At 61.5% G+C, this 14269-nt stretch carries 10 protein-coding genes and 7 pseudogenes; 10 read left to right on the forward strand and 7 right to left on the reverse strand.

The annotated features are described in order from the left end of the window. The first annotated feature begins 6 nt into the window (after positions 1–6). Genes virB10 through JEY66_RS44675 form a run of 4 tightly spaced genes read left to right on the forward strand, consistent with a single transcriptional unit; the run spans position 7 to position 4867 of the window. Positions 7–1152 carry a type IV secretion system protein VirB10 gene (virB10, locus tag JEY66_RS44660; protein ID WP_026193368.1) on the forward strand — a complete coding sequence of 382 codons (1146 nt, stop codon included), beginning with the start codon at positions 7–9 and terminating at the stop codon, positions 1150–1152. Further along, a complete protein-coding gene (virB11, locus tag JEY66_RS44665; RefSeq protein ID WP_018273651.1) occupies positions 1149–2180 on the forward strand; it encodes a P-type DNA transfer ATPase VirB11 in 1032 nt (343 codons plus the stop codon). The genes virB10 and virB11 overlap by 4 nt, the downstream gene beginning before the upstream one ends. Then, positions 2146–4092 (forward strand): type IV secretory system conjugative DNA transfer family protein, encoded by a 1947-nt coding sequence (locus JEY66_RS44670; protein WP_209911818.1) that lies wholly within the window; start codon positions 2146–2148, stop codon positions 4090–4092. The genes virB11 and JEY66_RS44670 overlap by 35 nt, the downstream gene beginning before the upstream one ends. Next, on the forward strand, positions 4076–4867 hold the full coding sequence (locus JEY66_RS44675; RefSeq protein ID WP_209911821.1) for an LPD7 domain-containing protein: 792 nt from the start codon (positions 4076–4078) through the stop codon (positions 4865–4867). The genes JEY66_RS44670 and JEY66_RS44675 overlap by 17 nt, the downstream gene beginning before the upstream one ends. Before the next feature lie 35 nt (positions 4868–4902). On the opposite strand, the gene JEY66_RS44680 is transcribed toward JEY66_RS44675, so the two are convergent. Next, positions 4903–6032 (reverse strand): IS3-like element ISRj2 family transposase gene (locus tag JEY66_RS44680; protein WP_109866565.1). Its coding sequence is split into 2 segments (ribosomal slippage): positions 4903–5780 and positions 5780–6032, totalling 1131 coding nucleotides; the frame shifts between segments, so codons are not numbered across the junction. Between the two features lie 440 nt (positions 6033–6472). Between JEY66_RS44680 and JEY66_RS44685 the strand changes: the two genes are divergently transcribed. Next, positions 6473–6652 carry a hypothetical protein gene (locus JEY66_RS44685; RefSeq protein WP_209911823.1) on the forward strand — a complete coding sequence of 60 codons (180 nt, stop codon included), beginning with the start codon at positions 6473–6475 and terminating at the stop codon, positions 6650–6652. A gap of 339 nt (positions 6653–6991) precedes the next feature. Here JEY66_RS44685 and JEY66_RS44690 read toward each other — a convergent pair. Further along, positions 6992–7285: pseudogene (locus tag JEY66_RS44690) on the reverse strand (class I SAM-dependent methyltransferase); the annotation flags it as partial. A gap of 27 nt (positions 7286–7312) precedes the next feature. On the opposite strand from JEY66_RS44690, the gene JEY66_RS44695 reads away from it, so the two are divergent. Then, positions 7313–7600, forward strand: coding sequence for a hypothetical protein (locus JEY66_RS44695; RefSeq protein WP_390894018.1), 288 nt, complete (start codon positions 7313–7315; stop codon positions 7598–7600). Between the two features lie 30 nt (positions 7601–7630). Here JEY66_RS44695 and JEY66_RS44700 read toward each other — a convergent pair. Next, positions 7631–8506: pseudogene (locus tag JEY66_RS44700) on the reverse strand (IS3 family transposase); the annotation flags it as partial. 227 nt (positions 8507–8733) lie between these two features. Between JEY66_RS44700 and JEY66_RS44705 the strand changes: the two are divergent. Beyond that, a complete protein-coding gene (locus tag JEY66_RS44705; RefSeq protein ID WP_018273855.1) occupies positions 8734–10098 on the forward strand; it encodes an IS110 family RNA-guided transposase in 1365 nt (454 codons plus the stop codon). 2 nt (positions 10099–10100) lie between these two features. Here JEY66_RS44705 and JEY66_RS44710 read toward each other — a convergent pair. The 3 pseudogenes from JEY66_RS44710 to JEY66_RS44720 form a co-directional block, all read right to left on the reverse strand. After that, a pseudogene (locus tag JEY66_RS44710) lies at positions 10101–10358 on the reverse strand (transposase); the annotation flags it as partial. 191 nt (positions 10359–10549) lie between these two features. Next, positions 10550–10844, reverse strand: a pseudogene (locus JEY66_RS44715) (integrase core domain-containing protein); the annotation flags it as partial. 41 nt (positions 10845–10885) lie between these two features. Next, a pseudogene (locus JEY66_RS44720) lies at positions 10886–11224 on the reverse strand (IS30 family transposase); the annotation flags it as partial. Between JEY66_RS44720 and JEY66_RS44725 the strand changes: the two are divergent. After that, positions 11225–11356: pseudogene (locus JEY66_RS44725) on the forward strand (integrase core domain-containing protein); the annotation flags it as partial. 227 nt (positions 11357–11583) lie between these two features. Here the strand turns inward: JEY66_RS44725 and JEY66_RS44730 are convergent. Next, positions 11584–12603: an IS110 family RNA-guided transposase gene (locus tag JEY66_RS44730; RefSeq protein WP_018273858.1), complete on the reverse strand. Its 1020-nt coding sequence runs from the start codon at positions 12601–12603 to the stop codon at positions 11584–11586. Between the two features lie 79 nt (positions 12604–12682). Between JEY66_RS44730 and JEY66_RS44735 the strand changes: the two are divergent. Further along, positions 12683–12952 (forward strand): annotated as a pseudogene (locus JEY66_RS44735) (integrase core domain-containing protein); the annotation flags it as partial. 89 nt (positions 12953–13041) lie between these two features. After that, positions 13042–14085 (forward strand): IS110 family RNA-guided transposase, encoded by a 1044-nt coding sequence (locus JEY66_RS44740; protein ID WP_018273859.1) that lies wholly within the window; start codon positions 13042–13044, stop codon positions 14083–14085. The last annotated feature ends 184 nt before the right edge of the window (positions 14086–14269 follow it).

The following is a 14269-nucleotide window of genomic DNA, read 5'->3' on the forward strand; positions in this document are numbered from 1 at the left end:
CGCAACATGACCGAGCATGAGAATGAGACGCTTGCCGGCGAACGTGGCATTACCCCGGTGGGAGGGGGGGACAATGGTCGAACAGCGATGCTCAAACGCGGCTTCGGCGCGCTCGCGCTCACCGCATTCGCTTTTCTAATCATCTGGGGGACCTGGAAAAGCGACAAGCCTGTCGCTGATTCCGCCCGCAAGCTCATGATCCGCCAGGCGGCAGCCTTCGAGCCCGCCGCGGAGCCACCTGCCGCACCGATCACCACCGCGTCCATTCCGGTCGCACCCATTGCTGCCACACCTGCGGCCGCCGTGCCGGCCGCGGACCAGATGCTCGAAAGCGCACGGCGCGCGCCGGTGCTCGCCTACAACCGGCCGGTCGCGTCGGGGCGTCCGCCCCATAATGGCCCGACCGGAAGCGTCCCCATCGATCCCTATGATTTTGGGCTGGCCGAGCCACGCAACGAGCTTGCGGACAAGCTGAAACCCACGCCGATCGAAGGCGTGCGCGCGGCCCGGCTTGCCAATCGCAATCTTCTGGTCACCCAGGGCACGTCGATCCCTTGCGTGCTGGAGACCGCGATGTCGTCGGACGTGGCGGGCTTCGTCTCCTGCGTCGTGCTGCGCGACGTGATGTCGGATTCCGGCAACGTGGTGCTCATGGAAAAGGGCACGCAAGTGGTCGGGGAATATCGTGGCAATGTCCGGCGCGGCTCCAAACGGATGTTTGTGCTTTGGGCTCGCGCCAAGACGCCGACGGGAGTGATCGTGGCCCTGGCCTCGCCTGCCGCAGATGCGCTCGGCCGCGCCGGCTTCGACGGCGAGGTCGACAGGCATTTCTGGGAGCGCTTCGGTTCGGCGCTGTTGCTGTCGATCGTTGGAGATGCCTCCTCCATCGGGCGCCAGCAATTGCAAGATGGCTCGATTCAGATCAACAACACCCCTGGTGCGACAAACACCGCCGCCGGCATCGCGGTCGAGCAGTCCATCAACATCCCGCCGACGTTGAACAAGAACCAGGGTGAGCTCGTGAATATCTTCGTCGCGCGCGACCTCGATTTCTCGTCGGTCTACCAACTCAAGCGGATCGAAAGCCGCACCCAGATTCTCGACCGCACCCTCCCCGGAAGCATTGTGGGCCCGGCTGTGGTGACGAAATGAGCGCAGGTGCATCCATCGAACGCGAGGGCGGGCGGCTGGTGCTGGCGCGCTACCTTGAGCCGCTGGCGCCGTACCTGGCGGACAACACCCTCACCGAAATCGTCGTCAACCGACCAGGCGAGGTTTTCGTGGAAGGACCCGACGGATGGACCCGGCATGAGCTAGCTGCCCTCACGCAAACTTACCTCTCACACCTTGCAACCGCAGCCGCCAGTCACACCCGCCAAGATATAGGGCCCGAGTACCCGGTGGTCTCGACCAGCCTGATCGGTGACGAGCGCTGTCAGATCGTGGTACCGCCGGCCGTCTCCGCTGGCATGATCAGTCTCACGATCCGCAAGCCCTCGATACTGACCATGAACCTGGACGCTCTTGAGCGGGCAAAGTTATTCGATGAGGTCCGCTCCGCCAGTGACGAGCTGGATGCCGACGAGCATCGACTGCTCGCGCTGAAAGAAGCCGGCCACTGGCGGGAGTTCCTTGAACTTGCGGTAAGCACCCGCCGCAATATCCTGATCTCGGGGGCGACGGGTTCCGGCAAAACCACTCTGTCCAAGGCACTGATTGCGGCGATCCCGGCGCATGAGCGGCTGATCACCATTGAAGACACCGCCGAGCTCGTCATCCCGCATCAGAATAGCGTTCGGCTGCTCTATGCCAAGGATGGACAGGGTGTGGCCAAGATCGGCCCCCGCGAACTCCTGGAATCGTCCTTGCGGATGCGGCCCGACCGCATCCTGCTGCAAGAATTACGTGACGGCACCGCCTTCTTCTATCTCAGGAACGTGAATTCGGGGCACCCGGGATCGATCACGACGGTTCACGCTGACAGCGCTCGCCTCGCCTTCGAACAGATGACGTTGCTGGTCAAGGAGAGTGCGGAGGGACGGGACCTTCATCGCGACGATATCCGTTCGCTTTTGCTGCATCTCGTCGACGTGGTCGTCCAGATGCAGAAGCGCAATGGCCAGTATCGCATTTCGGAAATCTACTATGACCCCGATCGCAAACGCGACCACGCCCGCTAAGACTGCCCTCGGCACCGCGCTTGCGTTCGGCGCCGGCGCGGTCTTCCTGCTGGTTGCCTCGAACGTTCTGCTGCTCGGGCTCAGGCTCCACGATGGCGGCTTTCACTGGTCGGAGATCGCCACAGGCTGGCCGCGCTATGGCGCCGCCCCCCGCTTCGACCGCTGGCTGACTCTGTCGACGCTCGCTGGTCTGATTGTGGTCTTTGGCCTGCTAGGCGCTATCCTCCGGCACCGTCCGCTTCCACTTCATGGCAAAGCCCGTTTCGCCTCCGAGCGAGAGATCAGGGCCGCCGGCCTACGATCCAAGGACGGACTGCTGCTCGGCCGCAAAGACGGAAAAATGCTCTGCTTCGGCGGATCGGAACATGTCCTCCTCTATGCCCCAACCCGGGCCGGGAAGGGAGTCGGCTATGTCATTCCGAACTTGCTCAACTGGCCGGACTCGGTTGTTGCGCTGGACGTGAAGAAGGAGAACTGGGATCGCTCGGCCGGCTTCCGCGCCGCGCACGGGCAGGAGGTCCATCTGTTCGATCCGCTCGACGAGAACGGTCGCACTGCGCGTTACAATCCGCTGGGGTATGTGCGCAGTGATCCCACCGACCTGTATGACGACCTACAGCGCATTGCGGTGATGCTGTTTCCGGCCGAGAGTCGCGGGGATCCTTTTTGGTACGAGGCGGCTCGTTCATCCTTCGTGGCGATCGGCGGCTATATCTCGGAAACGCCGGGCTTACCATTGACGATCGGAGAGATCCTACGCCAGTTGTCGGCGACGCAGGATCTCAAAGCCCACTTCGACACGATCATCGCCGACCGCAAGGCGGGTCCTTCCCCGCTGTCGCGGCACTGCATCACGGCGCTGAATGATTTTCTCGCGGCCTCCGAGAACACGCTGAACTCGGTCCGCAAGACCGTGACGGCACGGCTCGGCCTCTGGCTCAATCCCCGCATCGATACCGCAACCTCGACCAATGATTTTGACCTGCGGAAGCTACGCAAAGAGCCCATGTCGATCTATCTCGGGGTGACGCCAGATAATCTCGACCGCATGGCGCCGCTTCTGAACCTTTTCTTTCAGCAGGTGGTTGATCTCAACACCCGCGAACTTCCAGAGCAAAATTCCAAGCTCACTCGCAAGGTGCTGCTCTTGCTCGACGAATTCCCGGCGCTCGGCAATGTCAATGTGCTGGCAAAATCGGTCGCTTTCATCGCCGGGTACGGCATCCGCCTTCTCACGGTGGTCCAGAGCCCGGCGCAGCTACGCGCCATCTACGGGATTGATGCCGCGCGCAACTTCATGACCAATCACGCTGTCGAGGTCGTGTTTGCTCCGAAGGAGCAGGACGTGGCAAATGAGCTTTCGGAGCGCATCGGCTACGAGACCGTGAACGCGCGCAGTCGCAGTGGGCCAAAGGGGCTGGCGATGCGCGCAACCAGCGAGACGGTGTCCGAGCATCGTCGCGCTCTGATGCTGCCGCAAGAGCTGAAACTTCTTCCGAAATCCAAGGCCTTTATCCTCGGCGCGGGTATTCCACCCATCATTGCCGACAAGATCATCTATTACGAGGACAAGGCGTTCCTGCAGCGATTGCTGCCGGCCCCGGTCCCGGAATTGCCCAAAGGGCGCTCAAATGCACTGCTCGACGCCGAACTCAAGGAGCTGCGCTCCGAGATTGCCGAGCTTCGCGCCGTATTCCGGGCTCGGCCCATGACCGACGACGAGGTGGCCGACCCCGCCACGATTCCCGACAATGCCTCCTTCGACTTTGGTGACGTGAATGTCGACCTCGAAGGTCTCTCCGAAGACGACATGAAGGCCTGGACCCTGAACTACATCGATGCCCAGACCATCCCGCCGGCGCGACGGTCCGGCCGCAAGAAAAACGAGCCGCAGCATGAACGACACGCGTGACGAAAGCTGGGACTTCAGCCTTAGCCGGCAACATCGCACGGGGCGCGGTCCCGACGCGGACCGGGGAGGGGAGGACTCAGCAGCCAACTCAGCGCCGAGCGACAAGCCAGACGCTGCGACGGTCCAGCACAACCCATTGCCTGATCGTATCCGCCGCAAATACTATGTAGTGGCCAACGAGCCCGGCAAAGAAGGGCCGGACGGCGAAGCGCGGTTGTACGCGGATGAACGGGGCGAGTATCTCGCATTCAAGGTCACAGAAGATCGGCTGGTCACGCGGCTGGCCGCCGCCGAGGTCATCCGCGACATGGTCAATGTAGCGCAACATCGACAGTGGGACGCTCTCCACGTCCGCGGCTCCGTGGAATTCCGGCGCGAGGCCTGGCTTGAAGCCGGCGCGCGCGGTATCGAAGTCCAGGGTTATCAGCCGACTGTTCTCGATCGGCAGGCACTCTCCGATCGGCAGGAAGCCTTGGACCGAACACATCGACATACGCACGAGGTGGAGGTTCGTTCGGGTTCTGACAAAGACCGGCGCGGGGAGCGACTTGACTACGACAGAGGTGTCTCAGGACAATTGATCGAGGTCAGCCGGGCACCCTATCGCAATCGTGACGATGCCGAGACATCCGCCTACATAGTCATCGAGCTTGACAACGGTCGGAGAGCTGGCCCCGGTTGTTTGGACAGCGCCCCGCTGGATTTAAGTGGATTCCTGCCGGGTTATGCTGAACGCGGGGCTTTACGATTTTGTCGTTGCGTCGGGAGGGCGTAGCCCGACCAGAGCGACGACAAAATCGTCGGCGACGGTCATGCGGCCATCACCATAGCTTGCGTGCCGAAGTAAGCCTCGTCGGGCGTGCGCCCGTCAAGGCTCGAGTGAGGGCGTCCCTGATTGTAGAAGGCCAGATACTTGGCAATTGACGCTCGCGCCTCGGACACGCTGTCGTAGGCGCGGAGATAAACTTCTTCGTATTTGACCGTGCGCCAGAGCCGCTCGACAAACACGTTGTCGCGCCAGGCGCCCTTGCCGTCCATGCTGATGGCGATCTTCGCGTCCAGCAGCACATCGGTGAACTCGAGGCTGGTGAACTGGCTGCCCTGGTCCGTGTTGAAAATCGCGGGCCTGCCGTGCTTCGCCAACGCCTCCTGGACCGCTTCGACGCAGAAGGCCGCCTCCATTGTGATCGAGACGCGATGGGCCAGGACCCGTCGGCTGAACACATCGACGACCGCCGCGAGATAGACGAAGCCACGCCGCATCGGAATGTAGGTGATGTCCATTGCCCACGCATGGTCGGGCCGCTCGATCTTCAATCCGCGCAACAGGTACGGGTAGATCTTGTGACCCGGAGCCGGCTTGCTCGTGTTCGGGCGACGATAGACCGCCTCGATCCCCATGCGCTTCATCAGCGTCGCGATGTGGCGGCGACCGGCGTATACCCCCTCCCGCCGCAGCAACGATCGCAGCATACGCGCTCCCGCGAAGGGATAATCGAGATGCAGCTCATCGAGCCGACGCATCAAGGCAAGGTCCTCGGCCGAAACTGGCCGAGGTTCATAGTAGACCGTGCTGCGAGCCAGCTTCAGGACCTTCGCCTGGCGCACGATAGAAAGATCATGACCGCGGTCGATCATCGCTTTGCGCTCAGCAGGCCCGCCTTGGTGAGCGCGCCGGACAAAAAATCGTTTTCCAACGCCAGCTCGCCGATCTTGGCATGCAACGCCTTCAAATCGACCGGCGTCTCGGCCGATGTCTTGTCATGCCCAAACACGCCGGCGGCGCCTTCCAGGAGCTGGTTTTTCCAGATCGTGATCTGGTTCGGATGAACATCAAACAGTTGCGCCAGCTCCGCCAGTGTCTTGTCGCCTTTGACCGCAGCCAAAGCAACCTTCGCCTTGAATGCCGGAGAATGCGTCCGGCGGCTCTTCTTCGTCATCTTCGCTCCTGATTCGCAGCAAGAATCCTCGCCGCTGTCAGGCAGAAAATCCACTCAAGCTACTGTCCGAATTTGCGGGGCCAGCTCTCGGCAACATCAAGTGTGGGGCGTCGGGCTGGAACAGGCAACCGCCGATAGCAGGGCAAGACCCGGCGATCGCATCCAGGTGCGCAGGGATGGTGTCGACCGCGTCGCCAAAGACATCAAAGTCATAGACGCCGCGAGCGGGAGTGCGCGTATCGAACGACGGCAGGTGCCGCGCAACCGTTGGCGGGTGACGGCAGAGAAATTCCGTGCGGCAGATCGAAAGACAGCCGCACGTGATCCCGACCTCGCCGCAGCGCAATCACAACTCGTAGTCATTGAGAAGGCTTTAGAACGGGCATTTCCCGATGATAAGCGCGCCCGTCATAGCATCGTCGCAGCGGCCCGAGATCGGATTGCAAAACACCTACAGCAGGGGCGTTCGTTTCATCGAGCGTCAATCTTCGAACCCGCTCAAGACCAAGACCGATCCGGACGCGAAAAAGGTGACGCTCACCATAACCAGAATAGCGAGCGTGTTAGAATTCAGGAACGAGAACGCTGAAGCCGGCGACGGGGCCGTGGAAACGCTTTAGTCCCTTCGGTTCATAGAAGCTTGAATCCTGTCCCCGCCCGACCGCACTGACTTCTGCTGACCGTTGTCTGTATTCAACGTCAGCTCGACCGGCATTCCCCCGCCCCATATGTGATTGTGACGCGAGTGGCAGGGACGAAGATTCAATGCGTACAAGGTCTGAGAGCATGCGAGGCCGTCATTATGAAACTTCAGAGGCCTCGCCGCCATTGTCGCGCGGACCTACCAGACGAGTCCATCCAAAGCCGACTTCGGGCGGCAAGCAGAGTTGCGTCGATGTCTTCGAGGGGCTTGTTTGCCCCCGTGGGGAGGTCGACATGAAATCGGCGCCGGGGACCTGTCAGGGCTTCACGAACCGATAGGCGAAGCGATCGGTCTCGCCCTTCGTCGAGGGATCGAGCACCTTGATCGAGTGCGGATCGTCCTTGTTCGCGAGCATGGTGCTTTCCGCGTCCAGTACGAAGCCGGCCACCTCCACCTCCTCGCGAACGGATGCAGACTCAATCCGATGCAGAGACTGGGCGTCGCTCGTGCCCGCCCCGACGGCGGCCGCGTCGGCCACGATGACGTAGGACTCACTGGGCTTCAGCCGCTCGTAGACAGTTCGATTGAAGTGGGCCGCCGTCGGTTTGCGCATCTGGTCCATCTCGACGAGAAGGAGGTGCACATTCTCGCAAGCACCGGTACCGGGATGGCGCATTGCCTGCAATCCAACTGCCGCCTCGGCTCCGGCGTCGCGCCCGCCGACGCGATGGCGCGCCTCGGTGGTGCCGTCTCGCTCGGTGTTGACGGAGCAGCCTCTGTGCGCTTGGCGGGTGATCGCGGGTTTCCGGGAGAGTTGGAAGACGCCCTTTTTCAAACAGTCGAAAGATGGCCGAATAGAATTGCTGCAGACAATGTGCCGCCTATGTGGGCGCAACCGTTCTCAGAGCCGGCTCCGCAAATTTGAACAGGGCGATAAGTGGAGCCTCTGCCGGGGTTAGGCCGCCAAGCGGACTGGCGGCTTGTTGAAGTAGGCTTGATCTGGTGTGGCGTCGTCAAGGCTTTGGTGCGGTCGGCGGCCATTGTAGAAATCGAGGTATCGGCCGATCGAGTTACGGGCCTCGCTGACGCTTTCGTAGGCCCGCAGATACACTTCCTCGTACTTGACGCTGCGCCACAGCCGCTCGACGAACACGTTGTCCCGCCAGGCCCCTTTGCCGTCCATGCTGATGGCGATGCCATTGCTGGCGAGCAGGCCGGTGAAGGCCGAGCCGGTAAATTGCGAGCCTTGGTCCGTGTTGAAGATGTCAGGCCTGCCATGACGAGCGAGAGCATCTTCCAGGGTCTCGACGCAGAGCGCCGCCTCCATCGTGATCGACAACCGTCAGGACAAAACCCGGCGGGTTGCCCAGTCGAGCACGACAGCGAGATAGACGAAGCCGCGCGCCATCGGAATGTACGTGATGTCCATGGCCCAGACTTGGTTCGGTCGCGTGATCACGATGCCGCGCAGCAGATACGGATGGATCTTACGGCCGGGCTCGGGCTTGGTGGTGCGCGGACGGCGATAGAGCGCCTCTATCCCCATCCGCCGCATCAGCGTCTTCACATGCCGGCGGCCGATCTTGCACCCCTGCAAAGCCAGCAAGCCTCGCAACATCCGCGAAGGGGCGAAGGGATACTCCAGGTGCAGCCGATCGAGCCGTTGCATGATCGCCAGATCGGCGACTGATACCGGGCGCGGCAGGTAATAGACGCTGCCGCGGCTGATCTTCAAAACTTCCGCCTGTTTCGTAATCGGCAGATCGTGCTCACGGTCGATCATCGCTTTGCGCTCAGCAATCCCGCCTTGGTGAGCGCTCCTTCTAAAAAACTGAGCGCGGCGCTGCGCGCCCCCTGTGGGATAGAAACGGGCAACCGCTAGACTGCGGCCGGAAGGGAGCGGCCGATACGATTTTGGTGGCACGTGACCCCGTCAAAAAACCTGGTCCATGGGCTGTTGCGCACTTGAGAGTGGTGACGCCATCTCGGCGATCCCGTTTAGGAATTTGAATGAATTGCGCAGCCCAGCCCTTCCGCCGGAGTCAGGAGGAGCTACAGATGAATCCCAAAAGATCGAAGTCGAAGGACGGCGGTAAGATGCCGATGGTGCACCCGAACGCGGCTGCCATCGACGTTGGCGCCACCATGCATATGGCGGCCGTTAGGGCAGATCGCGCACCGGAGCCAGTCCACAGTTTCGGTACCTTCACGGCCGATCTGCATCGGCTGGTCGACTGGTTTACGGAATGCGGCGTCGAGACCGTCGTCATGGAATCGACCAGCGTCTACTGGATTCCAATTTTCGAGCTTCTCGATGCCCGGGGATTTACGGTGTTTCTTGTCAACGCGCGCGATGCCAAGCACGTGCCGGGGCGTAAGACCGATGTCAGCGACGCGCAATGGCTGCAGCGGCTCCATTCATTCGGGTTGCTGCGGGCCAGCTTTCAGCCCAAAGGGCAGATTGCCGAGCTGCGAGCCTACGTGCGTCAGCGCGAGCGTCTGCTGGAGTACGCGGCCTCACACATCCAGCATATGCAGAAGGCCTTGACGGAGATGAATCTTCAGCTCCACCACGTCGTCGCCGACATCACCGGCGCGACCGGCCTGCGTATCATACGCGCGATCCTTGCCGGCGAGCGCGATCCCGAGGCGCTGGCGTGCTTGCGCCATTACAGTTGCCACTCCAGTGCCGAGACGATTGCGAAGGCGCTCACCGGGAGCTACCGCGCCGAGCATCTGTTTGCGCTCGAGCAGGCACTTGCGCTTTACGACACCTACCACGAGAAGGCATCTGCCTGCGACGCCCGGATCGAAGCCGTGTTGAAGGAACTGAGCAACCATCGCGGTCGTGGTCATGGACCAGCACCGCCGGCCTCGCTGCGTCGGAACGCTCTAGCTTTCGACGTCCGCGAGGCGCTATTCGCGTTGCTGGGAAAAGACATCACCACGATCGACGGCCTCGGTCCTTACCTCTCGCTGAAGCTGATCGCTGAATGCGGTGACGACCTCTCCTCGTGGCCAAGTGCAAAGCATTTTACCTCCTGGCTAGGACTGGCGCCGAGCAACAAGGTCTCCGGCGGCAAAAGGCTCTCGTCCCGAACGTGCCGATCCGGCGGCCGGGCGGCGGCGCTTCTGCGCCTTGCTGCCGTCACCGTCGGACGCACCAATACTGCGCTCGGCGCCTTTTACAGGCGACTTTCATCGCGCATCGGTAAGGCGAAGGCAGTGACCGCCACGGCCCGCAAGATCGCAGTTCTGTTCTACAATGCTGTGCGATACGGAATGGACTATGTCGATCCCGGGGCCTCGTCGTACGAGACGCGCTACCGGACGCGAGTGGTCAACAATTTGCATCGGCGTGCCAAGGCATTCGGCTTCGTTCTCCAGCCCTTGGAGCCGAACGTCGGCGATGCTGTTTCTTAGGAATCGTTCTCCAGCGTAAGTTCTCCGATCTTGGCGTGCAGCGACTTCACATCGACCGCGGGCACCGCCGTCGCGGGGCTCCCCGTGCCGAACACGTCAGAAGCCCCGCCCTCAAGCTGGGCTTTCCAGGCCGTCACCTGATTGGTGTGGACGTCGAAATGCTCGGCCAATTGGGCCAGCGTCCGATCGCCCTTGACGGCGGCAAGCGCCACCTTCGCCTTGAAGGCCGGGCTGTGATTCCGGCGCGGTGGTCTGTTCATGGTCTCTCCTGTTCGCGGCAATCATCGCCGCTTTCAGGCAAAAACTCCACTTATCGCCCTGTTCAAATTTGCGGAGCCGGCTCTAACCGCCCGGAGTTGAAGCCGGTCAACTCTGGGGCCGCAGCCATCGACATTGGTTCGAAGATGCACATTGTACCGCCCCGGGTTTGCCGGAGGCAATTTGGTTTAAGTTATGCCGCCATGGCCGATTGTTCCAGCATTGCGTAGTAGCGTTGCTCGGCTTCGGCCGGCGGGATGTTTGGGCTCCAGGAGCCGTCGGTTTTTGAACCAATCGACCCATTCGAGAGTGGCGAACTCGACGGCCTCGAAGCTGCGCCATAGCCCGCGCCGATGGATCACCTCGGCCTTGTAGAGACCGTTGATGGTTTCGGCGCGAGCGTTGTCATAGGAATCTCCGACACTGCCGACAGAGGGCTCGACGCCAGCTTCAGCCAGGCGCTCGGTGTACTTAATGGATACGTATTTGGGCGGATTCAATCGGTCGTCGCAACACCAATTATTTTCACTCATGACAGCAGTTCGTCAAGCGCCTCCGCTGGCGTTTTCCAGCCTAGTGTCTTTCTCGGTCGGGCATTGAGGGCCGCCGCCACAGCGGATATTTCGTCGGCGCTGTGGATGCTCAGGTCTGTGCCTTTCGGGAAGTACTGCCGCAGCAACCCGTTGGTGTTCTCGTTAGTGCCGCGCTGCCAAGGGCTTTGCGGGTCGCAGAAGTAGACCTGGATACCCGCATCGATCTTGAGACGATCGTGCTGAGCCATTTCGGCTCCCTGATCCCAAGTCAGCGATCGACGCAGTTCTTCGGGTAAGGTGATGACGGTGCGCGTGATCGCATCGCGCACGGCTTCAACGGCAGCGAACTCACCAGCAACGCCATTCTTGCATGGGCGGATCACAGCCATGTCGCATGGCACTACATCGCGCCGGGCAAGCCCATGCAGAACGCCTTCATCGAGAGCGGCCCCGCGGATGCAAGGGATTTCAGCAGCACTTTGGATTCCGGTCGGGTGCGTTCATGTATCCGGCCTGTTAGTGCGACCGATGCCATGGCCGCTGGCCCTGATGGAGATCGCGGATCGAGGCCTCATCAACGGGTCGCGCTTGTTGCGCTTAAAGCTCTTCGGGCTTGCTCGATCCCCAGCTCCGCCGGTGTCCATCATGCTGTCATTTGCCCTCACACCATAAGGTGGCCAACATACGCGGAAAGTCAGGCCGCGAGCTTAGGCCGATAGAATTCCCCGGTCGTCAGAGCCCAGACGATCCGGGCCAACTTGTTGGCAACGGCGATGGCGACGACCATCGGCCGACGCCGTTCAAGCAGGGCTTCGATCCAGCCGCCTCCAACCCGGGAGCGAGCCTTTGGGTACCGAACGACGTTACGTGCCCCGATGACAAGCAAGTGCCTGAGATAGGAATCGCCCTGTTTCGTAATCCGGCCGAGCCGATCCTTCCCGCCGGTGGAATTCTGCTTAGGCGTCAGGCCAAGCCAGGCCGCGAACTCCCGCCCGGAGCGGAACATTGTTGCGTCCGGTACGGTCGCGGCGAGAGCCGTGGCCGTTATGGGACCGATCCCGGGAATTGTGGACAGCAACTTCGCCATCGGATTTACTCGCTGGATCTGAGCTATCTCGCGCTCGATGGCCTCGACCTGCCGGTCCAATTCCTTCAGTTGGTTCACAAGGACGGCTAGTGCGATACGGGCGTGGGCCGGTAGCGTCAGTTCCTCGTCATCCAACAAGTCCACCAGACCATCCACCCGTTGCCGGCCTTGCCCGACAATGATTCCGAACTCAGCAAAGTGAGCCCGAATCGCGCAGGCTGTCATGGTTCGTTGGCGGACCAACAAGCCTCTTGCACGATGAAGCATCAAGAAGCCCTGGTTCTCAACGCTCTTGATTGGAACGAACCGCATATTGGGACGGGTGACCGCTTCGCAGATCGCGGCCGCGTCAGCGGCGTCATTCTTGGCTCCTCTTCGTAGGTAGGGTTTAACATAGGCTGGCGGGATCAATCTCACATCGTGTCCAAACTGCCGAATCTCCCGCGCCCAGTGGTGAGCAGTCGCACAGGCCTCAATGCCGACTAGGCAAGGTGCGAGCGAGGAGAAGAACGACACGATCTCGCCTCGCCGGAGGCGTTGGCGACCGGCCACTTGGCCTTGGCCATCAACTGCATGGATGTGAAATACGTGCTTCGAAATATCCAACCCAATTGTCGCGATTTCCATGGTGAATTGCTCCTGTTAGCGGGTTCGTCCATCGCCAGTATATCGCCGGCGCCGAGGGAGCGGGGCCGTCTTCCCCATCAACGGCCGGCTGCGGGATGAGCTGTTGAACGAGACGTTGTTCACGTCACTGGCCCAGGCCCGCGTCACACTTGGATACTGGCGGGCCGATTACAACGACAGAAGACCACACTCGCAGCTCGGATGGAGAACCCCGTCCGAGTTCGCGATGACCTGCCACCCGCGCCGGGATCTGGCGCTGCGCTATGCTGAAGGCTCCGCGCCAGCCCCCGTCGCTGCCACCGCCCAACCGGGCAAATCCAACGGCAAGGGCGAACTCAGAATTGGATAAAACTTGATGTGGTGGAACGGCCCGCTCCAACAGCATCAAAGTGCTAGAACGTGGTCGTTGTTCGAACGCCACAAAGGAGGGACCGTTCCGTGAAACAGGTTATCACCATCGGGCTGGATCTGGCCAAGCACGTTTTCCAGGTTCACGGGGCGGATGCCGAGGGCTCACCCGTGTTCAACCGGAAGCTACGGCGCAGCGAAGTTCTGCGTTTCTTTGAGAAGCTGCCAGCATGCCTGGTGGGGATGGAAGCATGCGGTAGCGCCCACTATTGGGCGCGCGAGATCGCAGCTCTCGGTCATGAGGTCCGGCTCATTCCGCCGGCTTATGTCAAACCCTTCGTCAAGCGTGGCAAGACGGATGCGGCGGACGCTGAGGCCATCAGCGAAGCGGTGACCCGAAAGACCATGCGCTTCGTGCCGATTAAGACGGCTGAGCAACAGGCTGCCGCGATGGTGCTGAAGACCCGCGCTCTTCTAGTGCGGCAGCGAACGCAGTCGGTCAACGCGTTGCGCGCGCATCTGGCAGAATTGGGGATCATCGCCACCGCCGGCCTGGCAAAGGTTGAGGCGCTGGTCGCAATCATACGGGATGAGACAGATGCACGCCTGCCCGCAGCAGCGCGCTTCGCGCTGATGGCTATTGCCGACGAGATTGAAGCTTCAGCCGACCAGATCGAGAGGCTCGAGCGCGCAATCGTCGCGGAGGCCAAGCACGACGAGGACATGCGTCGGTTGACCACGATCCCTGGCGTCGGCGCCATTACGGCGGCGACCATCAAAGCGCTTGTGCCGGATCCCGGCGGGTTCAAGTCGGCTCGCCACTTTGCCGCCTGGCTGGGATTGACGCCGCGGCCTCATTCAAGCGGAGGCAAAGAGCGGTTGGGACGAATATCGAAGATGGGAAATCCAGAACTCCGCTCTCTCCTCGTTGTCGGGGCAACGGCCGTCTTGCGGCTTGTCCGAAACGACGTTCGGGCGCGGCCGTGGCTGAAGGCGCTTCTCGCCAGACGCCCCTTCAAGGTTGCCGCCGTCGCGCAGGCCAATAAGACGGCGCGGATCATCTGGGCGCTCCTGAACAAGGGCGGAATTTATCGGCGTCCCGACCCATTGGCGATTGCCGCGGTGACGCAGTGACCGCCAAAACGATCTGACCGGCGCAGGCCGGCAGAGGGCGAGGTGCAACAACAGGCGATGAACCCATGGGACGAAATCCCGAAACGAGTGAAGCTACTGCCCCCAATGCGCTCAAGCGCGTAAACTTGATTTAGCTCCTCGTTCCGCGGATCTCATCGAGGCCAGCGGCCATATTGTGCCGCGC

It is taken from the genome of Bradyrhizobium elkanii USDA 76 (assembly GCF_023278185.1).
Taxonomy (GTDB): domain Bacteria; phylum Pseudomonadota; class Alphaproteobacteria; order Rhizobiales; family Xanthobacteraceae; genus Bradyrhizobium; species Bradyrhizobium elkanii.

Excerpts from the sequence above, each read along its gene's own strand:
- JEY66_RS44705 (WP_018273855.1), top strand. The coding sequence starts at position 8,734 with ATGAATCCCAAAAGATCGAAGTCGAAGGACGGCGGTAAGATGCCGATG.
- JEY66_RS44675 (WP_209911821.1), top strand. The coding sequence starts at position 4,076 with ATGAACGACACGCGTGACGAAAGCTGGGACTTCAGCCTTAGCCGGCAA.
- JEY66_RS44670 (WP_209911818.1), top strand. The coding sequence starts at position 2,146 with ATGACCCCGATCGCAAACGCGACCACGCCCGCTAAGACTGCCCTCGGC.
- JEY66_RS44730 (WP_018273858.1), bottom strand. The coding sequence starts at position 12,603 with ATGGAAATCGCGACAATTGGGTTGGATATTTCGAAGCACGTATTTCAC.
- virB10 (WP_026193368.1), top strand. The coding sequence starts at position 7 with ATGACCGAGCATGAGAATGAGACGCTTGCCGGCGAACGTGGCATTACC.
- virB11 (WP_018273651.1), top strand. The coding sequence starts at position 1,149 with ATGAGCGCAGGTGCATCCATCGAACGCGAGGGCGGGCGGCTGGTGCTG.